Source organism: Sulfitobacter litoralis, from assembly GCF_900103185.1.
Lineage (GTDB): Bacteria > Pseudomonadota > Alphaproteobacteria > Rhodobacterales > Rhodobacteraceae > Sulfitobacter > Sulfitobacter litoralis.
In genome coordinates, this window is the sequence record NZ_FNJD01000009.1 from 29,495 (window position 1) to 55,936 (window position 26,442).

The 26,442-nt window shown below is 59.5% G+C and carries 25 protein-coding genes, 1 tRNA gene and 1 riboswitch; of the genes, 16 read left to right on the top strand and 10 right to left on the bottom strand.

The features are described from left to right. Window positions 1-13: 13 nt before the first annotated feature. On the bottom strand, window positions 14-1,951 hold the full coding sequence (locus BLQ98_RS08910; protein ID WP_093732999.1) for a TRAP transporter permease: 1,938 nt from the start codon (window positions 1,949-1,951) through the stop codon (window positions 14-16). 89 nt (window positions 1,952-2,040) lie between these two features. Next, window positions 2,041-3,231 (bottom strand): TAXI family TRAP transporter solute-binding subunit, encoded by a 1,191-nt coding sequence (locus BLQ98_RS08915; RefSeq protein ID WP_093733000.1) that lies wholly within the window; start codon window positions 3,229-3,231, stop codon window positions 2,041-2,043. 526 nt (window positions 3,232-3,757) lie between these two features. After that, window positions 3,758-3,858, top strand: a riboswitch (TPP riboswitch). A 67-nt stretch (window positions 3,859-3,925) separates the two neighbouring features. On the opposite strand from BLQ98_RS08915, the gene thiD reads away from it, so the two are divergent. The 10 genes from thiD to BLQ98_RS08965 are packed head-to-tail and all read left to right on the top strand — an operon-like array spanning window position 3,926 to window position 11,341. Next, window positions 3,926-4,732, top strand: coding sequence for a bifunctional hydroxymethylpyrimidine kinase/phosphomethylpyrimidine kinase (gene thiD / locus BLQ98_RS08920; protein WP_093733001.1), 807 nt, complete (start codon window positions 3,926-3,928; stop codon window positions 4,730-4,732). After that, window positions 4,729-5,724, top strand: a complete 996-nt coding sequence (locus BLQ98_RS08925) for an FAD-dependent oxidoreductase (protein ID WP_093733002.1) — start codon at window positions 4,729-4,731, stop codon at window positions 5,722-5,724. Before thiD ends, BLQ98_RS08925 begins: the two co-directional genes overlap by 4 nt. Then, window positions 5,708-5,905: a sulfur carrier protein ThiS gene (thiS, locus tag BLQ98_RS08930; protein ID WP_093733003.1), complete on the top strand. Its 198-nt coding sequence runs from the start codon at window positions 5,708-5,710 to the stop codon at window positions 5,903-5,905. The genes BLQ98_RS08925 and thiS overlap by 17 nt, the downstream gene beginning before the upstream one ends. Before the next feature lies 1 nt (window position 5,906). After that, window positions 5,907-6,680 carry a thiazole synthase gene (locus tag BLQ98_RS08935; protein ID WP_093733004.1) on the top strand — a complete coding sequence of 258 codons (774 nt, stop codon included), beginning with the start codon at window positions 5,907-5,909 and terminating at the stop codon, window positions 6,678-6,680. Further along, window positions 6,677-7,273 carry a thiamine phosphate synthase gene (locus BLQ98_RS08940; RefSeq protein WP_093733005.1) on the top strand — a complete coding sequence of 199 codons (597 nt, stop codon included), beginning with the start codon at window positions 6,677-6,679 and terminating at the stop codon, window positions 7,271-7,273. Before BLQ98_RS08935 ends, BLQ98_RS08940 begins: the two co-directional genes overlap by 4 nt. Beyond that, window positions 7,270-8,274, top strand: a complete 1,005-nt coding sequence (locus BLQ98_RS08945; RefSeq protein WP_208596036.1) for a ThiF family adenylyltransferase — start codon at window positions 7,270-7,272, stop codon at window positions 8,272-8,274. Before BLQ98_RS08940 ends, BLQ98_RS08945 begins: the two co-directional genes overlap by 4 nt. Continuing rightward, complete coding sequence (locus BLQ98_RS08950) at window positions 8,261-9,199, top strand: ABC transporter substrate-binding protein (protein WP_093733007.1); 939 nt, start codon at window positions 8,261-8,263, stop codon at window positions 9,197-9,199. The genes BLQ98_RS08945 and BLQ98_RS08950 overlap by 14 nt, the downstream gene beginning before the upstream one ends. Next, window positions 9,196-9,879 (top strand): thiaminase II, encoded by a 684-nt coding sequence (gene tenA / locus BLQ98_RS08955; protein ID WP_093733008.1) that lies wholly within the window; start codon window positions 9,196-9,198, stop codon window positions 9,877-9,879. The genes BLQ98_RS08950 and tenA overlap by 4 nt, the downstream gene beginning before the upstream one ends. Continuing rightward, a complete protein-coding gene (locus BLQ98_RS08960) occupies window positions 9,876-10,601 on the top strand; it encodes an ABC transporter ATP-binding protein (protein ID WP_093733009.1) in 726 nt (241 codons plus the stop codon). The genes tenA and BLQ98_RS08960 overlap by 4 nt, the downstream gene beginning before the upstream one ends. Beyond that, window positions 10,598-11,341, top strand: a complete 744-nt coding sequence (locus tag BLQ98_RS08965; protein ID WP_093733010.1) for an ABC transporter permease — start codon at window positions 10,598-10,600, stop codon at window positions 11,339-11,341. Before BLQ98_RS08960 ends, BLQ98_RS08965 begins: the two co-directional genes overlap by 4 nt. 47 nt (window positions 11,342-11,388) lie before the next feature. Here the strand turns inward: BLQ98_RS08965 and BLQ98_RS08970 are convergent, their stop codons facing one another. Beyond that, window positions 11,389-12,198, bottom strand: a complete 810-nt coding sequence (locus BLQ98_RS08970) for a crotonase/enoyl-CoA hydratase family protein (protein ID WP_093733011.1) — start codon at window positions 12,196-12,198, stop codon at window positions 11,389-11,391. A 369-nt stretch (window positions 12,199-12,567) separates the two neighbouring features. Between BLQ98_RS08970 and BLQ98_RS08975 the strand changes: the two genes are divergently transcribed. Further along, window positions 12,568-12,643: transfer RNA gene (locus BLQ98_RS08975), tRNA-Val, on the top strand. A gap of 213 nt (window positions 12,644-12,856) precedes the next feature. Here the strand turns inward: BLQ98_RS08975 and BLQ98_RS08980 are convergent. From BLQ98_RS08980 to tgt, 4 genes are all read right to left on the bottom strand, one after another. After that, window positions 12,857-13,234 carry an HU family DNA-binding protein gene (locus tag BLQ98_RS08980; protein WP_093733012.1) on the bottom strand — a complete coding sequence of 126 codons (378 nt, stop codon included), beginning with the start codon at window positions 13,232-13,234 and terminating at the stop codon, window positions 12,857-12,859. 160 nt (window positions 13,235-13,394) lie between these two features. Continuing rightward, window positions 13,395-15,806 carry an endopeptidase La gene (gene lon, locus BLQ98_RS08985; protein WP_093733013.1) on the bottom strand — a complete coding sequence of 804 codons (2,412 nt, stop codon included), beginning with the start codon at window positions 15,804-15,806 and terminating at the stop codon, window positions 13,395-13,397. Window positions 15,807-16,101: 295 nt separating this feature from the next. After that, window positions 16,102-17,199: an alkene reductase gene (locus BLQ98_RS08990; protein WP_093733014.1), complete on the bottom strand. Its 1,098-nt coding sequence runs from the start codon at window positions 17,197-17,199 to the stop codon at window positions 16,102-16,104. A 105-nt stretch (window positions 17,200-17,304) separates the two neighbouring features. Beyond that, window positions 17,305-18,432, bottom strand: a complete 1,128-nt coding sequence (gene tgt, locus BLQ98_RS08995) for a tRNA guanosine(34) transglycosylase Tgt (RefSeq protein WP_093733015.1) — start codon at window positions 18,430-18,432, stop codon at window positions 17,305-17,307. A 230-nt stretch (window positions 18,433-18,662) separates the two neighbouring features. Here tgt and rimK point away from each other — a divergent pair, with 230 nt between their 5' ends. The 5 genes from rimK to tpiA all read left to right on the top strand — a co-directional run bounded on the left by rimK (window position 18,663) and on the right by tpiA (window position 23,163). After that, the gene (rimK, locus tag BLQ98_RS09000) at window positions 18,663-20,045 is read left to right on the top strand and encodes a 30S ribosomal protein S6--L-glutamate ligase (RefSeq protein WP_093733016.1); all 1,383 of its coding nucleotides are present in this window, start codon (window positions 18,663-18,665) and stop codon (window positions 20,043-20,045) included. An 86-nt stretch (window positions 20,046-20,131) separates the two neighbouring features. After that, on the top strand, window positions 20,132-20,494 hold the full coding sequence (locus BLQ98_RS09005) for an SUF system Fe-S cluster assembly protein (RefSeq protein ID WP_093733017.1): 363 nt from the start codon (window positions 20,132-20,134) through the stop codon (window positions 20,492-20,494). 126 nt (window positions 20,495-20,620) lie between these two features. Then, the gene (locus BLQ98_RS09010; RefSeq protein WP_244148401.1) at window positions 20,621-21,832 is read left to right on the top strand and encodes a glycerophosphodiester phosphodiesterase family protein; all 1,212 of its coding nucleotides are present in this window, start codon (window positions 20,621-20,623) and stop codon (window positions 21,830-21,832) included. A 137-nt stretch (window positions 21,833-21,969) separates the two neighbouring features. Next, window positions 21,970-22,314: a HesB/IscA family protein gene (locus tag BLQ98_RS09015; protein ID WP_093733019.1), complete on the top strand. Its 345-nt coding sequence runs from the start codon at window positions 21,970-21,972 to the stop codon at window positions 22,312-22,314. A gap of 99 nt (window positions 22,315-22,413) precedes the next feature. Then, window positions 22,414-23,163: a triose-phosphate isomerase gene (tpiA, locus tag BLQ98_RS09020; RefSeq protein WP_093733020.1), complete on the top strand. Its 750-nt coding sequence runs from the start codon at window positions 22,414-22,416 to the stop codon at window positions 23,161-23,163. A 103-nt stretch (window positions 23,164-23,266) separates the two neighbouring features. Here the strand turns inward: tpiA and BLQ98_RS09025 are convergent, their stop codons facing one another. The 3 genes from BLQ98_RS09025 to BLQ98_RS09035 form a co-directional block, all read right to left on the bottom strand. Next, on the bottom strand, window positions 23,267-24,643 hold the full coding sequence (locus BLQ98_RS09025; RefSeq protein WP_093733021.1) for a TRAP transporter large permease: 1,377 nt from the start codon (window positions 24,641-24,643) through the stop codon (window positions 23,267-23,269). 4 nt (window positions 24,644-24,647) lie between these two features. Further along, window positions 24,648-25,328, bottom strand: coding sequence for a TRAP transporter small permease (locus BLQ98_RS09030; protein WP_093733022.1), 681 nt, complete (start codon window positions 25,326-25,328; stop codon window positions 24,648-24,650). A 112-nt stretch (window positions 25,329-25,440) separates the two neighbouring features. Continuing rightward, window positions 25,441-26,442 carry a DctP family TRAP transporter solute-binding subunit gene (locus tag BLQ98_RS09035; RefSeq protein WP_093733023.1) on the bottom strand — a complete coding sequence of 334 codons (1,002 nt, stop codon included), beginning with the start codon at window positions 26,440-26,442 and terminating at the stop codon, window positions 25,441-25,443.

Below are 26,442 nucleotides of genomic sequence, written 5' to 3' on the forward strand. Positions count from 1 at the left end.
CGCGCGCCCTGTTTCAAGGTACTGCAACCACGCCGTTGCGGTTGTCACGCCAGATCACCGCGACGATCAGCGCTGATGCGACACCGGCAATCAGGGTCGTCATCAGCCCGGGGAAGCTGAAGGCAAAGCCCGCGATCCCCAGGGGCAGACGCAGCCAGGGCCGCACCATACCGACGCCTAGCAGATAGCCCTCAAGCCCGCCGGACAGCAGCGTGATACCGATGATGATCGACGGCAGCACGTAGATCAGCGGCGTCAGATCGCCCTGCAGCACCAGCGCAGGCTGGAACAGGAAGAACAGGGGCACAAAGTAGATCACCACCCCCAACCGCATCGCGGTGAAGGAGGTCAGCATCGGCTTGGCCCCCGCAATCGTTGCCGCCAGAAACGCCGCAGCGCCCACCGGAGGCGTGATCACCGACAGCATCGCGTAGTAGACGATGAAGAAGTGCACCGCGACCGTGTTCAACCCGCCAATTTCGATGATCGCGGGCGCCAGCGTCACCGCAAGGAAGATGTAGGCCACAATCGCAAGCCCCGCCATCCCCATGATAAAGCAGGCCAAAACCCCAAGCGCGATCACAAGATAGACGTTATCTCCGCCTAAGGCGACCAGACCCGATGTCATCGACCCCGTGACGCCCGTGATCGTCAACGCGCTGACAACAAAGGCAATCGGCAGAATGATCGCCGCCGTTTGCGTGACCAGCGTGCCGACTTGCCGCAGGGTTTCAAAGATGCGCGCAGGCGTCATCATGGTCTCGCGTTGCAGGAAGCTGAGCGCGATCATCAGCGCACTAGCGTACCACGGGGCATAGTATTCCCACCGCATATACAGCAGACCCCAGACCAGAAAGATCATGACCAGCAGGAACGGCCAGCCGCGCTTCATCACCTCGCGGGCAGAAGGCAGGTGTTCGGGTTTCATCCCCACCAGCCCTTTGCGCGCGGCATAGGCGTCGACTTGCAGGATCAGACCAAAGTAAAACAGCGCCGACGGCAGGATCGCGGCCACCATCACGGTCGCGTAATCCACTCCGATGGTGATCGCCATGACAAAGGCAATCGCCCCCATCACCGGCGGCATCACCACACCGCCGGTAGAGGCGCAGGCCTCGATCGCGCCGGCGTAATGGGGCGGATAGCCGACCTTTTTCATGGTCGGAATAGTGATCGACCCCGTGCCCGCGATGTTGGAAAAGATCGACCCCGACAGCGACCCGAAAAAGGCGCTGGCGACGATGGACACTTTTGCAGGACCACCGCGGTATTTGCCAAAGCCCGCATTGGCGAGATCAATAAAGAACTGTCCCGCTCCTGTCGCAATCAACACGCCGGCAAAGACCAGAAAGCCCAGCACGATCTCGGCCACGATCTTGGTCGTGATGCCCATCAACCCTTCGGTGCGGAAGACATGCGCCTCGATCATCCGTTCAAACGTATAGGGGATGCCCATCAACAAACCGGGGAAGTAATCGGCCACCAGAGGATACAGCCCCAGCACCAGGACGACCAACAGGAACGGCACGCCTCCCGACCGCCGCGCGATCTCGAGCATCAGCAGCCACAACACCACACCGGCGTAAAAGTTGGTCCAGCCCGCCTGCACGATCTCCCATGCGTACATGGAGAACCACATGCAGATGCCAAAGCCCACGGCGGCGGCCACGATGTCATAGATCGGGACGCTTGTGTGCGATTGCTTTGCAGGCAGCGCAATATAGGCGGCGGCAAGGAAAGTGCCGATAAAGACCCAGTAATACTGCCCTTCAATCAGGCGCCGCCCGCCAATGGGCACGCCAAACACATAGGCCAGCCCCAACCCGAGGCCAAAGGTACACAGCACCACAAAAGCAATGCTGGTGAATGAAAACAATCCCCCTAGGCGCGTCGTCTCTGACGCGGGATCGACAGCCGCTTCAGCCGCTGGTTGTTGATGATGAGCTGACATGGAAAATCCTGCAATTAAAGCCGCTTATGCGATATCTTTAAGAGGACGGAGCAGTGGAACCGCTCCGTCCTTTGGTCGGTCCGGTGGCGTTACAGACGCGAGCGGAAGGGCTCGAGCCCGTCGGTGTGCTTGGCCAGAATGTCGAGGTATTCCTGGTTCTCGAAGTTCATCTCGATGCCCTGCTCCATCGCTTCTTTCATGCCGGCGTTACGCGCGGCGATCCAAGCGTCCATCTTTTCGATGGCGGCATTGTTCCAAGCATCGTCTTCTTCGGTCCACTGGCCGATTTCACGCAGATATTTCAGCGTGCCCTCGTGCACAGGGATCGGGTTGGCATCCAGGAAGTTGCGGAAATGCTCGATCGACATACGGGTCGCCAACGCATGCGATCCTTTGTAGTTGTCGTGGGATTCATCGATCCATTTCGCCATGTTGTAAACGAAGTCCTCGTCTGCCGTGACCGGCACGGCGTAGACAAAGTTCGATGTCATGGAATCAACGCCTTTGGCGGTGCTCACGCCCATGGATATCTTCGACGGGATGGTCATGGGGCGGTGGCTCAGGTAGGCGTCCCAGCCCTCTTTGTTGGCAGGGTCCATCGGCAACCAACGAATGCTGCCCGGTGCGCCTTCCATTTCGGACAAGACCGAGGAGATCGGCGAACAATAGGCAACGTCAGATTTACCTTCGACGACCGAGCGGCAGTTCTCGCCGTAGCTAGAGGCAGGAACGAACTCGATCTTTTCTTGCGCTTCCTCTGGCGTCATCCCGATAAACGCGGGCAAGGCTTGGGTGATCGCGGCCACAATCGCGGGCGAGAAAACGCCGGATGTAACGCGCACGCCGCCTTTGCCAATGTCTTCGAGGGTTTGCAGCTCGGAATCCCCGGCCACGACAAAGCCCCATGGCGTGTCGTTATGGTGCCACATGATGCGCTGCGGCATTGGTTTGGCCGAGGCATAGCCGCCGACCCCTTCCGCCTGCAACGCCATTTCCGACGCCGAGACAGAGGCAATTGCGACATCCTCGCGATCGGTCAGACGCTTGTAGCGCATCGGTTCACTGTCTTCGGGCACAATCCGAACGGTCGTTCCGGTTTCTTTTTGCAGTGTGGGGCCCCAGCCGTTGGTTGAGGCAAAGCTGCCCGTCGACGTGCCCGGCGTGGCGATCACCAGCAGGCGCGGCCATTCATAGTCTTGTGCCATCGCGGCACCGGACAGCGCCATAGTTACGGCGATAGACCCGACGGCGGCCTTGGCAAAACGTGTCATATTTTTCATGTGGTTTCTCTCCCTGTTTTTCATCTTTGGATTGTTCGGGATTGCCGCATCACGGCTGCCGCAGAATATGCAGTTGTCAAGCGGCACCTCCCAATGCTCAACGTAACGCGTTCGGTATGACCCGCTGAACGGGCTAATAAACGCGTCCTCCCGAGTGCCGACCCCCCTCCTCCCGAGGTTGTCCGACTCAATCTATTAACCAGCCTAGGGGTAAGATATTTCGATGCCAATACCGCAGAACAGAACTTGATACCGCAACGAGGCAGGGGTTTTTGGCAATCGACCTTAGCTTGCTGATGCCAAAGGGTTTACGGCGTCGAATATGCCCTTCGTTACGTTGCGTTGCTTTGGGTTACGGGGTGTAAATTCGACTGACAAGCGTCAGGCGAACTGCCGCAACAGGCCAAATTTTGCTAAAATAAACGCCACTATCGATTGAATATTTTATATCTTGCACCGTTTGGTGAACTTGGCTACGCCTAAGGTAACGACGCTGTTCGCCCCTCATTTGGGCGGCAGCATTAACATCTATCCGTCGGGGTGCCCATTTGGGCTGAGAGGTGCAAGCACCGACCCGTCGAACCTGATCCGGGCAATACCGGCGTAGGGAACGGGTATCTTTGTGCGACGGCTTCAGGTCGGTTTTACAAAGCTCATTCTTGCGTCTGTTTGTCCGCCATCGAGAGGCGAAGACGTGACCAAGAAGACCCCCATTTCCCTAACCATCGCCGGTTCAGACAGCGGCGGCGGCGCCGGCATTCAGGCGGATATCAAGGCGATGTCGGCCAATGGCGTCTATGCCGCCAGCGTGATCACCGCCGTCACCGCGCAAAACACGCGCACCGTCAGCGCCGTTCATGAAATCCCTGCCCAGATTGTGTCGGCCCAGATCGACGCCGTGCTGTCGGATCTGGATGTGCAGTCGATCAAACTGGGGATGCTTTTTTCGCCGCAGATCATTCAAGCGGTGGCACAGGCGCTGGTCGGTTTCAAAGGGGCCGTCGTGGTTGATCCGGTAATGATCGCCAAATCCGGTGATGCGCTGTTGCAGGACCAAGCCGTCGCAGCGCTGATTACGCATATTCTGCCACGCGCCGATCTGCTGACCCCCAACCTGCCCGAAGCCGCCCGCCTGCTGAACCAGTCCGAAGCCACCACCGCCGACCAGTTGGTAGCGCAAGCGCGATGTCTGCTTGATATGGGCCCCAAAGCGGTGCTGGTGAAAGGCGGTCATGGCGCGGGTGACATCTGTAGCGACGCGCTTGTCACCGCGAAAGGTGTTACCTGGTTGACGGCACCGCGCATCAACACGCGCAACACCCATGGGACAGGATGCAGCTACGCCGCTGCCATCGCCGCCGAGCTCGCGCATGGCGCACCCTTGGCCAGCGCGGTGCAAACGGCCCATAGTTATCTTCACCAGGCGATCCGCGCCGCTGACCGTCTTTCTATCGGTACCGGCCACGGTCCCGTGCACCATTTTCACTCGGTCTGGCCGTGACCCGCATCACCATCATCGGCGCGGGCGTGGCAGGGCTATGCACCGCCCGTGTCTTGCTCGATCGCGGGGCCCGCGTGCATCTGATCGACCGTGCCCGCCAGCCCGGTCCGCAGGGGTGTTCGTGGTGGGCGGGGGGTATGCTCGCCCCCTATTGCGAAGGTGAAAGCGCCGAAGAACCCGTGGTACGGCTGGGTCAAAAAGCGGCGGATTGGTGGGCGCAGCATACGACGTCCCTCCAACGCTGCGGCTCGCTTGTCGTCTCGCCAGCGCGGGACACAAGTGATCTGACGCGCTTTGCGCGACGCACGCAGAGCCATAAAACTTTGACCGCCGCAGAGATCGAAGCGCTTGAGCCCGATCTGGGCGATCGCTTTGCCACGGGCCTGTTTTTCGAGAACGAAGCCCATCTGTCCCCCCGCACCGCGCTGGCAGAGCTGTGGCGCGGACTGGTCGCCGACGGGGCCACCTTTGATCAGCGTGAGGCCGACCCAGACGCGCGCGCGAACGACGGGTTGGTGATCGACTGCCGAGGCTACCATGCCCGCGCCGATATGCCCGCGTTGCGCGGGGTGAAGGGGGAAATGGTGCTGCTGTCCTGCCCTGACGTCTCCATCAACCGCCCTATTCGCGTGCTGCACCCGCGTGTGCCGATTTACCTCGTGCCGCGGGGGGACGGTGTTTACATGCTTGGGGCCACGATGGTCGAAGGCCGCGCGAGTGCCCACGCCAGCGTCCGGTCAGTGCTGGAACTGCTGAGCGCGGCCTACGCGCTGTCGCCCGCTTTTGGCGAGGCCGAGATCCTCGAGATCGGCGTCGACAGCCGCCCCGCCTTTCCCGACAACCTGCCGCGCATCGAACGGCAGGGCAATATGATCCGCGCCAATGGCCTTTATCGCCACGGTTTTCTGCTGGCCCCCGCGCTGGCAACGATGGTGGCCGACTTGATCCTTGACGCTAAAACACCGGAGATGTTCCATGAAACTACAGCTTAACGGTGCCCCGCTCCACAGCGACGCGACCACTCTTGCCGCCTTGCTTGAGGCCGAAGGATTTGGCGGGGCCAAGGTCGCCACAGCCGTGAACGGCAGCTTTGTCCCAGCCACGCTGCGCGCGACGCATCCCCTTAACTCAGGCGACAGCATCGAAGTGCTCGCCCCCATGCAGGGAGGTTGAGATGCGCAGTTTCTACGGCGAAACGCTTGCCAATGGTCTGATGCTGGGCACCGCGCGATACCCGTCGCCCAAAGTGCTGTCCGACGCCTTTGCCCGCAGCGGTGCGGCGGTGGCAACGGTATCCCTGCGCCGCGAAAGCGGGCGAGATCGCGCCGGTCAGGATTTCTGGGAACTGATCCGCGCGCTTAACGTGCACGTGCTGCCCAACACCGCCGGCTGCCACAGCGTCAAGGAAGCCGTCACCACCGCCCATATGGCACGCGAGGTCTTTGGTACCCGATGGATCAAGCTTGAAGTCATCGGCGAAGAAGACACGCTGCAACCGGATGTTTTTGGTTTGGTCGAGGCCGCGCGCATTTTGACCGAGGACGGTTTTCAGGTCTTTCCCTATACCACCGAAGACCTTGTGGTCGCGGACAAACTTTTGCGGGCGGGTTGCGAAGTGCTGATGCCCTGGGGCGCGCCCATCGGGTCGGGCATGGGGCTGAACAACGTCTTTGGGCTGCGTGCCATGCGCGCGCATTTCCCCGACGTGCCGCTGGTGATCGACGCGGGCATCGGCCTGCCTTCGCACGCAGCACAGGCGATGGAACTGGGGTTTGACGCGGTGCTGCTGAACACCGCTGTTGCCAAGGCAGGTGATCCCGCCGCCATGGCCGAAGCTTTTGCCACCGCGATCCGCGCCGGACAGCTTGCCGCCGACGCCGACCCGATGCCGCCCCGCGATATGGCCGCGCCCTCGACTCCGTTGATTGGAAAGGCGTTTCTGGAATGACCCTCGACCGTTTCTACCCGATTTTCGACAGTGCGGCATGGCTGGACCGACTGGTGCCGCTGGGGATCAAGCTGGTGCAGCTTCGGATAAAGGACACACCAGTCCCCGCCCTGCGCCGCGAAATCCGGCAGGCCAAAGCGATCTGCGCGGCACATGGCTGCACCTTGGTCATCAACGATCACTGGCATATCGCGCTAGAGGAAGGCTGCGATTTCATCCATCTGGGTCAGGAGGATCTGGATACCGCAGACCTGTCTGCCATCCGCGACGCGGGTGCGCGGCTTGGGGTCAGCACCCACGACAAGGCAGAGCTGGCCCGTGCCCTCGACCTGCGCCCCGCGTATATCGCTTTGGGTCCGATCTATCCGACGATCCTGAAAAAGATGAAGTGGCACGAACAGGGGCTTGACCGTCTGCGCGACTGGCGTGAACTGGTCGGGCAGACCCCGCTGGTGGCAATCGGCGGCATGTCCGTTGCCCGCGCCGCCGGAGCCTTTGACGCCGGTGCCGATTGCGTCGCGGCGGTGACCGACATCACCCTGCACCCCAGCCCCGAGGACCGCATCGCTGATTGGTTGGGGGCCACACGATGACCCGTTACGACCGGCAGACGATCCTGCCCGAAGTGGGCACGACAGGCCAACAGGCGCTGGCGGCTGCGCGTGTGGTCGTGGTTGGCGCGGGCGGTCTGGCCGCGCCGGTGCTGCCGCTACTTGCGGGTGCCGGTGTGGGGCATATCACCTTGATCGATGGGGATCATGTGTCGCTGTCGAACCTGCACCGACAGACACTGTTCACCGAGGCCGATATCGGCACCGCCAAAGTTACCGTCGCCGCCCGCGCCATGACCGCACGCAACAGCAACTGTACGGTTGTGTGCCATGCTGTTCCCCTTGCGCCGGACAATGTCGCGACCCTCACCCAAGATGCCACGTTGGTGTTGGATTGCGCCGACAGTTTCGCGACCAGCTATGTGCTCTCGGATCACTGCCTTGAGGCGGGTCTGCCCCTGATCAGCGCCTCGGCGTTGGGGTTCGGGGGCTATGTCGGCGGGTTCTGTGGCGGTGCGCCGTCGCTGCGGGCGGTATTCCCCGACCTGCCCGACCGCGCCGCCAGCTGCGACACGGCAGGGGTCATGGGGCCGGTCGTTGCCATGGTCGGTGCGGCGCAGGCGCAAATGGCCCTAGCGTGTATTCTGGGATTGTCGCCGTCGCCGCTGGGACAGTTGGTTAGCTTTGACCTCGCCTCCTACCGCTTTGGCGGCTTTCGCTTCGACACCGCGCCAGAACCCGATCACGGCTTTGGCTTTCTGGCACCGTCGCAAATCCGCGCGAACGATTGGGTCGTGGACCTGCGCGGCCAAGGCGAAGCCCCAACAGCCGCAACCCCGACTGCGCTGCGCATCACCCTGCCCGATTTTACCCGAGATACCCCCCGCCCCTCGCACCAGACCCGCGCGGTGATCGCTTGCCGCTCTGGCCTGCGCGCGTGGCAGGCGGCGACCCATCTGGCCACCTATTGGAACGGCCCCGTTTCCCTGCTCGCCATGGGCGAACCATCCCCGTTGAAAGGACAAACCGATGAAAATATGTAATATTGTTGCGGCACTCGCACTGACCTCTGGTCCGGCGCTGGCGCAGGACGAGATGACGCTGCTGCTGGACTGGTTCGTGAACCCGGACCACGGGCCGATCATCGTCGCACAGGAAAAAGGGTATTTCGCCGAAAAAGACCTGAAGGTAGAGGTCATCGCCCCCGCCGATCCGTCCGACCCGCCCAAACTGGTCGCTGCGGGCAAGGCGGACCTCGCGATTTCCTATCAGCCGCAACTGCACCTGCAAATCCACGAAGGCTTGCCGCTACAACGGGTCGGCACGCTGGTCGCCACACCGCTGAACTGCCTGCTGGCGTTGACGGACGGACCCATTGCGTCCCCAGCGGATTTGGCGGGCAAAAAAGTCGGATTCTCTGTTGGCGGTGTTGAAGAAGCAGTGCTCGGCGCGATCCTGACCCATCACGGGCTGTCGCTGGATGATGTGGAACTCGTCAACGTGAACTGGTCGCTGTCGCCGTCTCTGATGTCCGGTCAGGTCGACGCCGTCATCGGTGCGTTCCGTAATTTCGAGCTGAACCAGATGGATATCGAAGGTGTCGACGGTACCTGCTTTTATGTCGAGGAAGAGGGCCTGCCACCTTATGACGAGCTGATCTACGTCGCCAACCGCGACACGATGGACAAAGACATGATCGCACGGTTTCTGGCAGCCACAGAGAAAGCGACGCAATATATCGTGAACCACCCTGAAGAGAGCTGGGAAATCTTCGCCGCGACCTCGGTCGACCTACAAGACGAGCTAAACGCCCGCGCATGGAAGGACACGCTGCCGCGTTTTGCCCTGCGGCCGACAGCAATGGATGCCGGTCGCTACGCCACATTCGAGACGTTCTTGCACGATGCGGGGCTGACCCCCACGATCTCGCCCGTGTCGACCATCGCCATCGATGTGACCGTCCCATGACCGCGCCGGACTATGGCCACAGCTTCGCGCTTTGGCGCGGAGCGGCAGCAGAGGACTGGCAGGGCTACACCCATCATCCTTTCGTTGAAGGGCTGCGCGACGGGAGTCTGCCACGCCGCTGTTTTTTGAACTATTTGATCCAGGACTATGTTTTCCTTGTGCATTTCGCCCGCGCCTGGTCCATGGCCGTGGTCAAGTCCGAGACGCTGGAAGAGATGAAGACCTGCGCCACCACGGTCGATGCGCTGGTCAATCACGAGATGGCATTGCACATTCGCACCTGTGGCGAGGCTGGCATCAGCGAAGCCGCGCTGTTCAACGCAACCGAAGCCCCCGCGAACCTCGCCTATACGCGCTATGTGCTCGATGCGGGGATGCAGGGCGATTTCCTCGACCTCATGGCGGCACTGCTACCTTGCGTCATGGGTTATGCCGAGATCGGGCAACGGTTGGCACAGACGCGCAGCGCTGACACCCCCTATGCCGAGTGGATCGATACCTATGCCGACCTCGGGTATCAGAAAATGTGCCAGACAGTCGGCGCGATGGTCGATCAATCAGTTGCGCGGCGGATCGGCGATCTTGAACACGCACCCCGTCGCGATACGCTGCAAAAACGCTTTGCGACCGCCACGCGGCTAGAGATCGGGTTCTGGCAGATGGGGCTGGACCTGCCATGACCCCCCCGCCCGCATTGCACCTTGTCGGGCAACACCAGATCGACAGCCGCCCGTTGTTCGATGCCGACATTACGTTGCCCGCAGGCTCATGGACCTGTTTGTTGGGGCCATCGGGCGTCGGCAAATCCACTGTGCTTCGGCTCATGCTCGGGCTGGAAACCGGCGGGGTGTTTGCGGGCACGATCTCCCCGTCCGACGGGCAGCCGCTGGACGGGCGGATCAGCTATATGGCGCAGTCCGATCTGCTGTTGCCGTGGCTGAGCGTGATCGACAACATCATGATCGGCGACAGGTTGCGCGGCGTCCCCCCCGACAGGGACCGCGCAACTGACATGCTTGCGCGCGTCGGGCTGGCGGACCATGCGCAAAAGAAGCCGTTGGCGCTGTCGGGCGGCATGCGACAACGCGCAGCACTTGCGCGGACCTTGCTCGAAGACCGTCCCGTCGTCTTTCTGGACGAACCCTTTTCGGCGCTGGACGCCGGCACCCGCGCCGCTATGCAAGAGCTCGCTGCGGAATTGTTGAGCGGACGCACAGTGTTGTTGGTGACCCATGATCCGGCAGAGGCCGCGCGGCTGGCAGATCACATCCTGATCCTGTCCGCCGAGGGCGCACAAAGCTGGCCCGTGCCCGCGACACCCGTACCACGCGCCATCACCGCGCCCGAAACATGGGCCTGTCAAAGCGCGCTGTTATCCCATCTACGCGGTGTTCCCGCATGAGGCGCAGTGACATACCGCTTGCGATCCTGCTGGGGCTGGCGCTGTGGCAAGGCATCGTACTGCTGACCGATGCACCGCATTACATCCTGCCCTCGCCATGGCGCGTGGCGCAAGCGGCGTATTATGCCCGCGTGAGCCTTTTGGAAAATGCCTGGGTGACCACGGTCGAGGTGCTGCTGGGTCTGCTCATCGGTACGGGCCTGGGGGCCGCGACCGCGATCCAGTTGTCGCAGTCCAAAACCTCCGAGCGTCTTTTGCTGCCGCTGTTGGTCTTTACCCAAGCCGTGCCTGTCTTTGCGCTCGCGCCGCTGCTGACGCTGTGGTTTGGTTACGGGATGGGGTCAAAGATCGTGATGGCGGTGCTGATCATCTATTTTCCGGTAACTTCGGCCTTTCACGACGGGTTGACCCGCGTGCCCACCGGCTACCGTGATCTGGCCCAATCGATGGGGGCACGCCGCTTGCGTTTTATGCGCCATGTGCAAATCCCGCAGGCGCTGCCGAGCCTTGCAACGGGGCTGCGGCTGGCAGCCGTCTATGCGCCCATCGGGGCCGTGATTGGCGAATGGGTCGGTGCGTCAAAGGGCCTTGGCTATCTGATGCTGCTCGCCAATGGCCGCGCCAAGATCGATCTGATGTTTGCCGCCCTGATCGTGCTGGCGTGCCTGACCGTCCTGCTGCATTTCGCCGTCGGGCAGTTGGCGCTGCGCCTGACACGCTATGCCGAAGGGCGCATGTAAATAGGTCTGGATCACGCCCGCTAACGGGGCGTGATCCAAAGCACTCGTTACTCGGCGTTGGGGCGGACCCGCGCGCCACTTTTATCGGCAAAGGCCGCGAGGCGGGCACGGGCGTCAGGCTGGGTATTGACCACACCGGCCACCACGGCCTCGGCATAGGCGGCATCCATTGCGGACATGTTTTGCATGTGGCTCACCGCGCTACAAATCGCAAAGTTAGACAGCGGCAGGTTCTGGGCTGTCTGGCGGGCAAGCTCCATCGCCTTGTCCATGCTGGAGCCTTCGACGATATACTGCGCCAACCCTAGATCGACCGCCTCTTGCCCCTGATAGACACGGCCCGTCAGCATCATATCGATCATCCGGGCCTTCCCCACCAGATCGGTGACACGGATCGTTGCACCCCCGCCCGTGAACAGACCACGCTGGCCTTCGGGAAGCGCGAAATACGCGCTTTGATCCATCACCCGCACATGGGCAGAGCTGGCAAGTTCAAGCCCCCCACCGACGACAGCCCCCTGCAACGCGGCGATCACCGGCACGCCGCCATATTCCATCTTGTTGAACGCTTCGTGCCAACGCAGACAGACGTGCATGAAATCGGCAGGGCTGCGGTCTTCATCATGGTGTTCAATCAGGTCTAGCCCGGCGCAAAAGTGATCCCCCGCGCCTGCGAGAACCACGGCACGGACACCGGCACGGGGTGCCGCGGAAAAAAAGGTCACCAGCTCCTCGATCGTGTCGATATCCAGCGCATTCCGCTTGGTGGGCCGATTCAGGGTCACCACCCAAACGCCATCGTCATGCGCCTTGATATCCAAGTTGCGGTAGCTGGTCGGATCAATCTGAACGGCCATGTGAATTCCTCCTCTTTTAGAGCCGGCTTTTCGGTCGGCCCCGATGCCTCGCTGCTGCAAGGTCTTGCTGAATATAAGCAAAAGGCACTCCCACCTTTTGCGTGAATGCCCATTGAGTAACCTGCCCGTGACACCCCGTCTATCGGTGTTCCGCTGATTTCAGCACGTCGACTTCCCCAAAGGCAAAGCCCCCGTTAAGATTCGTGCATCGGGGATCACCTTTCGGCGGCAAAACCGTTTGAAAACGCACTGCTAGCGTGTGAATTTACCGCGTTCCGGCACAGGATAGGAAAAAAATCGAAAATAATCGTCGGGGCGGCAAAAATGGGGTTGAACCCCGCCCGATCCTTGGGGTACTGAAGCGTTACCGGGTCGTTAGCTCAGTTGGTAGAGCGCTTCGTTTACACCGAAGATGTCGGGAGTTCGAGCCTCTCACGACCCACCATTTTTCTACATATACACAGTTCTACCAACGCAACCTGCGCTAACGGTGACAGGGTTTTCTGCGTTTGTTTCCAGAGTCTTATTAGCCTGCCCCCGCTTGGATCGGTTGCCCGAGCTTTGCAGACAGCAAAGCCCCCCACCGAGGTGGAGGGCTGTTGTCACTGTCATATATATAAGAAAATAATCTGCGCCGGAAAAGCGGCAGACTAAGGGATCACAGGTCGGTCAAATCGCCATCAGCGTCTTGCGCTGGACCGTCGCCCTGACCCGGTGTCAACTGACGTACCTTAACGCGGATCATCTTGCCGTTCTTCAACTCTTTTTCGTTGATCACCTTCAGCTTACCAAACGGCAGAAGGTTCAGTTCGCGACTGTCTGACAAGGCTTCCCCGAGAACAGAAAGCATCGCCTCTACCACGGGTTTCGCATCGCGTTTCTTCACGCCAGAACGTTCGACCACCGTATCGATCAGCTCTTTCTTGCGCATCACCGGCCCCAAGATCACCGGATGTGGGGCATCAACAACGGCGGGAGCTGCAGTATCGTCTGCGATGTCGGCTTTGGGCGTATTGAATTCTTTAGGAGTAGTCATAATGCTGCTCGTCCTTTCAGGAGGTTAGCAAAACCCTAGCGAGGCGGCGGCAGGTCATCCAGAAAGGCCTGGTGCCAAACCCGTATCGGGCGAAAATTCATATGGCTTATGTTAGAAAGCCCGCCCCGAGGGGCGGACTTATCGTCATTGGCGTTGCAGCTTAGTGCGCTGTGGCACTGTCACCTGCGGCGTTCCGACGGGCCAAAGCAGCGGCGGCGGCGGCGTCCTCCGCATCTTGATCCCATTCAATCGCTTGCGGCTCACGGACCAGCGCGTGCTTCAACACCTCGGAGACGTGTTTGACGGGAATAATGGTCAGCCCTTCTTTCACGTTATCCGGGATATCCGGCAGATCTTTTTCGTTCTCGGTCGGGATGAGAACCGTTGTGATCCCACCACGCAGCGCCGCCAACAGCTTTTCTTTCAGGCCGCCGATTGGCATCGCATTCCCGCGCAAGGACACCTCCCCCGTCATCGCAATATCGCGACGCACGGGAATCTGGGTCAGCACCGACACGATCGATGTCACCATCGCCAGACCGGCAGAGGGACCATCTTTGGGCGTTGCACCATCCGGCACGTGAACGTGGATATCCAGCGTATCGAACTTGGGCGGCTTTACCCCGATCTTGGGGCTGATCGACCGCACATAGCTGCTCGCCGCGTCGATGGATTCCTTCATCACATCGCCGAGCTTACCGGTGGTTTTCATCCGGCCCTTACCCGGCAGGCGCAATGCTTCGATCTGCAACAATTCGCCACCGACCGAGGTGTAGGCCAATCCGGTTACGACACCGATCTGATCCTCAAGCTCGGCCAAGCCGTAGCGGTGCTTTTTCACGCCGAGGAAATCCTCGATGTTGTCGCCCGTGACAGTAATCGCGTCGGCCTCTTTCTTGACAATCTTGGTCAACGATTTCCGCGCAACCTTGGCGATCTCGCGCTCAAGATTCCGCACGCCGGCCTCGCGGGTGTAGTAGCGGATCATGCTGGTCAAGGCACTGTCTTCGATGGCAAATTCCTTTGCCTTCAGACCGTGGTTCTTGATCTGCTTGGCCACAAGGTGCTGCTTCGCGATCTCGCGTTTTTCATCCTCGGTATAGCCAGACAGGGGGATAATCTCCATCCGGTCGAGCAAAGGTCCGGGCATGTTGTAGCTGTTCGATGTGGTCAGGAACATGACGTTCGACAAGTCGTATTCCACCTCAAGGTAGTGGTCGACGAATGTACCGTTTTGTTCCGGATCAAGCACCTCGAGCATGGCCGATGCGGGGTCGCCACGGAAATCCTGCCCCATCTTGTCGATCTCGTCGAGCAGGACAAGCGGGTTCGTGGTTTTCGCCTTTTTCAGCGCCTGAATGATCTTACCGGGCATGGAGCCGATGTAGGTCCGACGGTGACCGCGAATCTCGGATTCGTCCCGCACACCACCAAGCGAGATGCGAATGAATTCGCGCCCCGTGGCCTTGGCAACGGATTTACCCAACGATGTTTTACCCACACCAGGAGGGCCGACGAGGCACATGATCGGGCCCTTCAGCTTGCTGGACCGTTGTTGCACGGCAAGGTATTCGACAATGCGTTCTTTAACCTTTTCAAGGCCATAGTGATCGTCGTCCAGCACCTGCTGTGCTTTCCCAAGATCCTTCTTGGTGCGCGATTTTACGCCCCACGGGATCGACAGGATCCAGTCGAGGTAGTTGCGCACAACGGTGGCTTCCGCAGACATGGGCGACATGTTCTTGAGCTTCTTCAGCTCGGCGTCGACCTTCTCCTTGGCCTCTTTGCTCAGCTTGGTGTCCGCGATGCGGGCTTCCAGTTCGGCGACTTCGTTCTTGCCGTCTTCGCCATCGCCAAGCTCGTTCTGAATGGCTTTCATCTGCTCGTTCAGATAATACTCGCGCTGCGTCTTCTCCATCTGGGATTTGACGCGGGTCTTGATCTTTTTCTCGACCTGCAGAACGGACATTTCGCCCTGCATCAGACCATATACTTTCTCGAGCCGCTCGGACACCGACAGGGTCTCGAGCAGGTCTTGTTTCTGCTCGACCTCGATCCCGAGATGCCCGGCCACCAGATCAGCCAGACGTGCAGGCTCGGACGCTTCGGTCACTGCGGACAGCGCTTCTTCGGGGACGTTTTTCTTGACCTTGGAATACCGCTCGAACTCTTCGGCGACGGATTTCAACAGCGCCTGCGTGGTGGTCTCGTCACCGGGCTCTTCCGTCAGGTATTCGGCTGTCGCTTCAAAGAAGCTATCGTTCTCAAGGTATTCAGTGATGCGCACGCGCGCCTGACCTTCGACCAACACCTTCACGGTGCCGTCGGGAAGCTTCAGCAGTTGCAACACGTTCGCCAACACGCCGGTGTTGAAAATACCGTCGGAATCGGGGTCATCCACACCGGGGTCGATCTGGCTGGACAGCAAAATCTGCTTGTCATCGGCCATGACTTCTTCGAGGGCGCGCACGGATTTATCGCGGCCTACAAAAAGCGGTACGATCATGTGGGGGAACACCACAATATCGCGCAGGGGCAACACCGGGTAGGATGCGTTCAGAGGCTCTAACATGCTCTTTTCCTTATACTGCAAGATGACACTGGCCCCTATCTTAGGCGACCGTTCGTTCATCTCCTGTTCTGAGTAGGATACTTGGGGACCCTACTCGCCTGTTTCAATCCCCATGATGCTGTGATCCGTTCGTATGCGGGTCATCTGGCGAGAGGTTCTCCCTAGAATGAACCGCCACCGGCGGACAGACAAGCGCGGATCGCATGATTAGCGCCGAAAAGCGCCAATAACCATGGTTAACCGGCCCGAATGACAAAAAACGGGCCGGAAATGTGCTTTTTCGCGCTTAGCGAGCTTATTCCGCAGCGACCTGCTCGAGGAAGGGATAATCGGTATAGCCCTCTTCCCCACCTGCGTAGAAGGTGCTTGTGTCACCGTCGTTCAGCGGTGCGTTAAGCTCGAGCCGTTTGGCCAGATCGGGGTTCGCGATATAAGGACGACCAAAGGCCACCAGATCAGCCTTGCCGTTGGCAACTGCGTCAATCGCCATGTCGCGGTCATACAGGTTGTTCGCCATGTAGACGCCGTTGAACAGCGACCGCAGCTTGCCAAGGTCTTCGTTGCTGTCCAGATCGCGCGACTGGCCTGTCGACCCTTCAACCATGTGAAGATACGCCAGGTTATATTTATTCAGCGCGTCGACAACGCAATCAAAGGTTTCTTGCGGGTTGTCGTCGGCGATCGCGTTCGCAGGGGAAAACGGCGACAAGCGCAGACCGACGTGATCGCTGTCCCACGCATGCACAACACCGTCCAGCACTTCGAACAGCAAGCGCGCACGGTTTTCGACCGACCCGCCATAGGCGTCATCACGTTTGTTGCTGGAGGTTTTCAGGAATTGATCCAGCAGATAGCCGTTGGCCCCGTGGACCTCGACCCCGTCAAAGCCCGCCTTACGTGCCATTTTGGTCGCGTGGACATAATCGGCGACAATGCGCGGCATCTCGTCGAGCTCCAGCGCACGGGGTTCGGATGTGGGGGACATCCCGTTCTTGGTAAAGGTTTTAACATCCGCCGCGATGGCCGACGGGGCGACGGGTTTCTGACCATCCGGCTGGATATCAACATGGCTGATCCGACCCACATGCCACAGCTGGATCACGATCTTGCCGCCTTTGGCATGCACCGCATCCGTTACTTTTTTCCATGCGGCAACCTGACCTTCGGTATAGATGCCCGGCGTTTTGATGTACCCTTTGCCTTCGGCGCTGATCTGGGACGCTTCGGTGATGATGATCCCGGCCCCGGCGCGCTGTGCGTAGTATTCGACGTGCATATCGCCGACTTCGCCGGTGTCATCATTGGCGCGGCTGCGGGTCAGCGGGGCCATAACAATGCGGTTCGCGGCCTCGATTGCGCCGGTTTTCAACGGGGTGAATAATGCCTCAGTCATGGAAAGCTCCTATGGGGTGTTGTCTCTTGACTACAGCACCTAAACCTCCGCCCCGTCATCACAAGGACCGGGGCGCAGGTTTATTCCAATCAATGGAAGGTTTTCCTAAAGCGGGTCGATGTCGCCCTGTGCCCGCTGGCTATGAAAATCAGCCTGCCACGCATCAAAAGTGCCCGCCGCAATGGCACCACGCATACCGGCCATGATTTCTTGGAAATAGTGCAGGTTGTGCCATGTCAGCAGCATCCCCGAGATCATTTCCTGACTGCGGAACACGTGGTGCAGATAGGCGCGGCTGTAGTTCGAACACGCCGGGCACGTGCAGGCTTCGTCCAACGGGCGCGGGTCGTCAGCGTGGCGTGCATTCTTGATATTCACAACACCGTGACGGGTGAAAACCTGCCCCGTACGCCCGGACCGCGACGGCAAGACGCAATCCATCATATCAATGCCACGCGCAACGGCACCCACAATATCGTCGGGTTTGCCCACCCCCATCAAATAGCGCGGCCGGTCCACAGGCAGCATATCTGTAGCAAAATCCAGACAGCCGAACATCGCCTCCTGCCCCTCGCCCACGGCCAGACCGCCGACGGCATACCCGTCAAAGCCCACTTCCATCAGCGCTTTGGCGCTTTCCTCGCGGAAATCCTGTTCAAGACCACCTTGCTGGATACCGAACAGCGCATAGCCCGGACGGTCGCCAAAAGCGTCGCGGCTGCGTTTGGCCCACCGCATAGACAGGCGCATCGATTCAGCAATACGCGCCCGATCCGCTGGCAAGGCAGGACATTCGTCGAAACACATCACAATGTCCGAGCCGAGCAGCTTTTGGATTTCCATCGAGCGTTCAGGCGTAAGCTCGTGCTTTGATCCGTCGATGTGGCTTTTAAAGGTCACGCCCTTTTCGGTCAGCTTGCGCAGATCCGATAGGCTCATGACCTGAAACCCACCAGAATCCGTGAGGATGGGTTTATCCCAGTTCATAAATTTATGCAGACCGCCCAAACGGTCGATCCGTTCAGCAGTGGGACGCAACATCAGATGGTAGGTGTTGCCCAGTAGGATATCAGCCCCCGTGGCCGCGACGCTTTCGGGCATCATTGCCTTGACCGTGGCCGCGGTGCCCACGGGCATAAAGGCAGGTGTGCGAATATCGCCCCGTGGGGTAGAAATGACACCGGTACGCGCCGCGCCATCGCGGGCCTGAAGATCAAACGAGAATTTTTTCATGACTGCGGCTATAAGATGTCACCAAGACAGGCGCAATCGTGCAGTTCATATGCCCGATCACGGCGGCTGTCATGGAAGGTCCGCAAAACCGCGCTATATCCAGCGAGAACCAACGGGGCGCTGCCCCGGACCCCGGGATTTATGCCATTTGGAAGCCGGTGTCGTGGCTTGAGTAGACGCGAGCGACCTGCTAGGCGGCGGGATCATTTAGCTGTGCCGGAGTGTGTGACATGCAAGAATTGACGTTTGGCTGGGAAGAATGGATTGCCCTTCCTGATCTGGGCCTGCCTGCGATCAAGGCAAAGATCGACACCGGCGCGCGCACCTCGGCGCTGCATGCCCATGACATCGAAGTCTTTGGGCCTGCATCCAAGCCAAAAGTGCGCTTCAATGTGCACCCTGTGGCTGGCAACGAAGACATCACCATCACCTGCTCTGCCCCGATCATTGATCGGCGCGAGGTCACCTCGTCCAATGGCGAGGCAGAGCTGCGCTATGTCATCTCGACCAAGATGGATGTCGCGGGGCAAAGCTGGCCCATTGACGTGACCCTGACCAACCGTGCGGGCATGACCAGCCGCATGTTGCTGGGCCGTCAGGCGCTGACAGATCACATCACCATCTCACCCACCGAAAAACGGCTACAGCCGGACCTGAGCTATGACGTCTATCACACCGCTGCCGTACGTCACAAAGCGCCGCAGCGGGCCTTGCGCGTCGCCGTGCTAAGCCGTGAAGCCAGCAACTATTCCACATCGCGTCTGGTCGAAGTCGGCGAAGCCCGCGGCCACACAGTCGAAGTGATCGACACCACCCGCTGCTACATGGCGATCAACGCCATGGCGCCCGAAGTGCATTACGACGGCAAGCGTCTGCCGCGCTATGACGCGGTGATCCCCCGGATCGGGGCGTCGGTCACGCCCTATGGCTGCGCGGTGATCCGGCAGTTCGAAACCATCGGCACCTATTGCGTCAACGGGTCTGCCGGTATCTTGTCGAGCCGCGACAAGCTGCATGCGCATCAGGTTCTGGCCTCGAAAAAAATCGGTATGCCCACGACCGCTTTTGCCGCCTCGCCCAAGGATACGTCGAACTTGATGGCGCTTGTGGGCACCGCGCCCCTGATTGTGAAGTTACTGGAATCGACCCAAGGTAAGGGCGTCGTGCTGGCTGAAACAAAAAAGGCCGCTGAATCCGTGATCGATGCATTCCGCGGGCTCAAGGCGAACTTTCTGGTGCAGGATTTCGTCAAGGAAGCGGCGGGCGAGGATTTGCGCTGCCTTGTGGTCGACGGCAAAGTCGTTGCTGCGATGAAGCGCACCGGTGCGGATGGCGACTTCCGGTCCAACCTACACCGAGGCGGGACGGCGCAGGTTGTGCGCATCACCAAGCTTGAACGCGAGACCGCCCTGCGCGCGGCGCGGGCCTTTGGTCTGGGCAAAGCGGGTGTGGATTTGCTACGCTCTGACAGCGGGCCCAAAGTCCTTGAGGTCAACAGCTCGCCCGGATTCGAAGGAATCGAGAAAGCCACCGGTAAGGATATCGTCGGCATGATCTATGACATGATCGAAGCGCGGGTGAAGCCGCAGCCTGTGCGCAAGCGCAAAGGATAGATCAAACCATAGATCACGGGGCTGTCCTCTGGACGGTGCTGGATGCAATCCCTATATAAACGATAAGATAACGCAGCGAGGCCCTGATGACTGACAGCACCCAATCTCTTGAAGGCACCCCTTTAATCGCGCCCTCGTCAACGGATCATCCGCTGTACGAGCAGATCACCGAAGCCTGCCGCACGGTATATGACCCTGAGATTCCAGTGAATATCTATGAGCTGGGGTTGATCTACACGATCGACATCAATGCGGAAAACGAGGTCAACATCAAGATGTCCCTGACCGCGCCCGGCTGCCCTGTCGCAGGCGAGATGCCCGGCTGGGTCGCCGATGCAGTTGAACCCCTGCCCGGCGTGAAAACCGTCGATGTGGAATTGGTTTGGGAACCACCATGGGGCATGGACATGATGTCTGACGAAGCGCGTCTTGAACTGGGGTTCATGTAAGCCCACTGGCAAACATCGGGGCGCATTTCACGTCCCTGTTGATTTTACATCACTTTCACGCAATGGTCGCATCATTGTAACATCCGGTAGCCACACCGCAGCCAGATGATTTATATTGGAGCGATCATGCGACTAACAACTGCCCTTACAGCTTTGGCCTTGGCCCCGACCGCGCTGCTGGCCGATGCCCATAGCACCCCCACGCCCGTCGAATACGGTCCCCGTCCCGCCTATCTAGTGGACAAGCTCCCCGATGGCGATCTTAAAGACAAGCTGGCGTCCTGCATGGGCCAGACGCCGTCGAAAACCGATTTCTCGATCGGGCACCGCGGCGCGCCGCTGATGTTCCCCGAACATACCGTGCAATCCAACGTTGCTGCGGCCCGTCAGGGTGCAGGCATTCTGGAATGTGACGTGACTTTTACAGCAGATCACGAACTGGTCTGCCGCCACGCGCAGAACGATCTGCACACCACCACCAATATCCTCGTCTCCGATCTGGCCGAGAAATGCACCGCGGGCTTTACCGCTGCTGCGGGCGAAGAAGGTGCCAGCGCCGAATGCCGCACCTCTGACATCACCTTGGCCGAGTTCGAAACGCTGACCCCCAAGATGGACAGCGCCGACACCACCGCCACGACTGCCGAAGACTATCAGGGCGGCGTCGCCAGCTTCCGCACGCAGCTTTATAGCGACGGTGCCGATCTGATGACCCACACGGAATCGATCGAGCTGTTCAAATCCCTCGGCGCGAAATTCACCCCCGAGCTCAAGTCGCCTTCGGTCGAAATGCCCCATGACGGCTTCAGCCAGGAAGACTATGCGCAGAAGATGATCGACGAATACAAAGCCGCGGGCATTCCTGCCTCGGACGTTTGGGCGCAGTCGTTCAACCTGGATGACGTGCTTTACTGGATCAAGGCAGAGCCCGAATTCGGCAAACAGGCCGTCTATCTCGTGGAATGGAGCGACGGTTTCGACGAACAGGACCCCAGCACCTGGACACAGGATTTCGCCCAGCTGAAAGAGCAAGGCGTGCAGTATCTGGCCCCGTCGCTGAACATGCTGCTGACCAACAAGGACGGCACACTGGCCGCCTCTGACTATGCGATGAAAGCCAGCGAAGCCGGTCTGAACCTGATTGCCTGGACGCTGGAACGCTCTGGTCCGCTGTCCACAGGCGGTGGCTGGTACTTCCAATCGGTCGGCGACATCATCACCGACGACAGCGACTATCTCGTTGCGCTTGATGTTCTGGCGCAAGAAGCGGGCGTAAAGGGTGTCTTCTCTGACTGGCCCGCGACCGTAACCTATTACGCAAACTGCATGGGGCTGTGAACAACAGCATATGACCTTGCGCAGCAGCGTTTGGCGACAGGGCCGTCCCTTCGGGGGCGGCCTTTTGCTATTGTGCAGACCCCCGCTTGAGAAACCGCGCCAAAGGCCTTATCTTGTCAGTAACAGGAGTATTCAGCATGTTCGCGATCCCAGGCAAGCAAGCCGTCACCATCACCCCCAAAGCCGCCAATCAGATCACCAAGCTGATGACGTCCGCAGGCCATGCCGGTCTGCGCATCGGCATCAAAAAAGGGGGCTGCGCCGGCATGGAATATACCATGGAGTATGTGAACGAGGCCGACACCAACGACGAAGTTGTCGAACAGGACGGCGCGCGGGTGATGATCGCGCCGATGGCACAGATGTTTCTTTTCGGCACCGAAATCGACTATGAAACCTCGCTCCTGGAATCCGGCTTCAAGTTCCGCAATCCCAATGTGACCGAAGCCTGCGGGTGTGGCGAATCCATCAAATTCGGCTAACGGCAGCCGGCCGCTCGCGCTGCGTGTGACGTGAGCTTGACGTTGCCCTGTCGGGGTGGCGCTGGTATCCCTTTGTAAAACAACATGAAGGATATGCACATGCGCCGCAAGCTTGCCACTGGAAACTGGAAGATGAACGGCTCGCTGGCCGGTTTGGACATGCTGGCCGATGTCGCCACTGCGATGGGCAGCGACAGTGCAGAGGCCGTGATCTGCCCGCCTTCCGCCTATCTGATGCCGGCTGTCACTGCTGCGCAAGGTACCTCCGTCGGCATCGGCGCACAGGATTGCCATACCGAGTCAAAAGGCGCGTTCACTGGCGATATCTCTGCCCCGATGATCAAGGACATCGGCGCGACTTACGTGATCGTCGGGCATTCAGAACGCCGCGAGGCTCATGCCGAAAGCGACGCTGACGTCGCCCGCAAAGCCCAAGCCGCTTGGGCCGCAGACCTGACCGCCATCATTTGCATCGGCGAAAGCGAAGCAGACCGCAGTGCAGGTACAACATTGGATGTCATCGCCAAGCAGCTCGCGGGCTCCCTGCCCGATGGCTGCACGGGCGATAATACCGTGGTCGCTTACGAACCCATCTGGGCGATTGGCACTGGCAAAATCCCGACGCTCGATCAGATCATCGAAGTGCATGATTTCATCCGCGCCGAACTTGCCAAACGCTTTGGCAGTGATGTCACCGACGCGCTGCGGCTGCTGTATGGCGGCTCGGTAAAACCGGACAACGCGGCGGATATATTCAAGGTCGAAAACGTGGACGGTGCCCTGATCGGGGGCGCGAGCCTTAAGGCCGCTGATTTCGTCCCCATCCTCAAGGCGCTCTCTGCCGCCTGACCTTCATTTTGCCAAATAAACTCATGGCAGGACACAAACAAAAGGCGGCGCATCCACTGGGATACGCCGCCTTTTCTACTTCTATGTGTTGGACCCAGTCCCGCTAGCGGGTGATAATCTCCGGCCCCATCATCAATGTCGGCAGCCAAGTGGAGATGACCGGAATATAGGTCACCATCAGCAGGAAGACGAACAGAACTGCGGTGAACGGCAGCGCGGCTTTGACCACATTCATCATCGGCATATTCGCCACACCCGAGGTCACGAAGAGGTTCAGACCCACCGGCGGGGTAATCATCCCGATTTCCATGTTGACCACCATGATGATCCCCAGATGGATCGGGTCGATGCCCAGTTCAATCGCAATCGGGAAGACCAACGGCGCGACGATGATCAGCAGGCCCGACGGCTCCATGAACTGGCCACCGATCAGCAGGATCACGTTGACGATCACAAGGAACATGATCGGACCAAAGCCGGCATTCAGCATCGCCGCCGAGATTTGCTGTGGGATCTGTTCATCGGTCAGCACGTGCTTGAGGATCAGCGCATTGGCGATGATGAACATCAGTGTCACGGTCAGCTTACCGGCGTCGAACAAGGTGTCGCGGGTGTCGCGGTGGAAGAACACGGTGACCAGCGCCATCGGCTTGCGCATCAGCGACAGGTTACGCCCCTCGCCTTCGACGTGCAGCGGGCCCATGTCGCGATAGACGAAGGCCGCGATAAAGAAGGCGTAGACGGCAGCCACCGCAGCGGCTTCGGTGGGGGTAAAGATACCGCCATAGATACCACCAAGGATGATGACGATCAGCATCAGGCCCCAGCCTGCTTCACGCCCCGAGGCAAAGACCTCGCCCCAGCCGCGCCATTCGCCCTGTGGCAGCTTTTTAACCCGCGCCATGATGTAGATGGTCAGCATCAGCATGGTGCCCGCCATCAGACCCGGAATAACGCCCGCAAGGAACATCCGGCCAACGGACACATCCGTGGCAGAGGCATAGACAACCATCACGATCGACGGCGGGATCAGGATGCCCAAGGTGCCCGCGTTGGCGATGACACCTGCGGCGAATTCCTTGGTATAGCCAGTTTCACGCATCCCCGCGATCACGATGGAGCCGATGGCAACGACCGTTGCAGGCGAAGACCCGGACAGGGCCGCGAAAAGCATACAGGCAAAGACACCCGCAATCGCCAGACCACCGGGAAAATGCCCGACCAGCGCGATAGAGAAACGGATGATCCGCTTGGCCACACCGCCGGTCGACATGAAGGAAGACGCCAACACGAAGAACGGGATCGCCAGCAGCGTGTAGTGCCCCGCCATCGCCTGAAAGAAGGTCTGCGCGATAGATGCAAGAGAGCTGTCGGACAGCACCAGCAGAAAGACGATCGACGAGAAGCCTAGGCTGACGGCAATCGGAACGCCCAGCAACATCAGCCCGACGATCATGGTAAAGAGGATAAGGACTTCCATGCGCTTAGGACTCCGCGTTCATGTGTTTGACGGCTTCGATATCATCTTCGGCCTCGTGACTAACGATCATCGCTGTGGCGTGCCCGTTAAGGACGCGCAAACCGGCCTGAATGAAACGGAACAGCAACAGCGCCATGCCGAAGGGCAGCATGAAATAGGGGATGAAACGGGGCAGTTTGCCGTAGGTTTCGCCCTCGTTCATGATTGGCTCGATAAAGCGCAGCCAGTCCGGCATTGGGATATCGACGGTTTCATACCACGCCTGATCGCGGCTATCGGCAAACCCTGTGGGGAACCAGCGGCCGGTAGTGGCGTCCAGCCCCGCGAACGGTGCCCAGTAATCCCACGCGCCCTTCATCAGCAACGCGGCATAGACCACACAGATCACCGCTACGACCAGCGCCAGAACCCGACGTTTGGGCAGCGAAAACAGGTTTACGACAGCGTCGACCCCCAAATGCGCCGTGACCTTGACCGCATAGCTCATGCCGAACAGGACCAGCCAGGCGAACAGAAACGTCACTGCCTCCAATCCCCAGATGATGCCGGTGTTAAAACCATAGCGCAGGACGACGTTGATAAAGGTGATGAGGGTCATCAGGCCAAGGATGAGGGCAATCGCCGTTTCCTCAAGCTCGTTGACGATGCGCCCGAGCGCAGAATGAGATTGAACACCATGTGACATGGAAATGCTCCGCTGTGAGAGGAGAGTGGATCAGGCCCGCACGCCGTGGGGCATGTCGGGGCCTGACGCAATTGAAATGCCCCGTCTGCAGTCAGACGGGGCAGAACAGGTTTTAGTGCTTGGCGTTGATCGCTTGGGCTTCGTCGATGTTTTCCTGACCGACGTCCGCTGTGAACTCTTCCCAAACGGGCTTCATCGCAGAAACCCACTCTTCGCGCTGTGCTGCGTCCAGTTCACGCACAACACCACCGGCGTCGATGATCGCCTGCTTGGCTTCGGCGTTCACTTTGGACGATTCCGCGTTGCGGGTCTCGGTCACTTCTTGAACGATTGTCGCCAGCTGGTCGCGCACATCGGCGTCCAGGCTGTCCCACCAGTCGGTGGACGTCACGAGCATATAGTCCAGAACACCGTGGTTGGTTTCGGTTGTCCCGTCCTGCACCTCAAAGAACTTCTGACCATAGATGTTGGACCACGTGTTTTCCTGACCGTCAACAACGCCAGTTTGCAGCGCGCCGTAAACTTCCGAGAATGCCATTGGCTGCGGCGACGCACCCATCGCTGCCATCTGTGCTTTCAATACGTCGGAGTTTTGAACGCGGAATTTCAGGCCATTGGCATCCGACGGCACGTTCAGTGCCTTGTTCGCCGACATCTGCTTCATGCCATTGTGCCAGAACGCCAGACCCAGTAGGCCACGGCGCGTCATGGATTCTTTCATCGCCACACCGGTGTCGGAGTTTTGGAACTCGTCTACAGCGTTGATGTCTTTGAACATGAAGGGCAGATCGAAAATGCGGAACTGTTTGGTGAACTGTTCGAATTTCGACAGCGATGGTGCCGCCATCTGTACGTCGCCTTGCAGCAGCGCTTCTAGAACCTGGTCATCGTTGTACAGCGTGGAGTTCGGGAAAACTTCCATGCAGGCCTTACCGTTCATCTCGTCATTGACGCGCTGTTCCAGCAGGGATGCGGCGATACCTTTTGGGTGGCGGTCGCTGTTGGTCACGTGGCTCAGCTTGATGACGACTTCGCCATCATCACAGGCCGCAGCGACAGCACCAGCGCTTACGGACAGCGTCATCGCCACCAGAGTGGTTGTCAGGAATTTCAT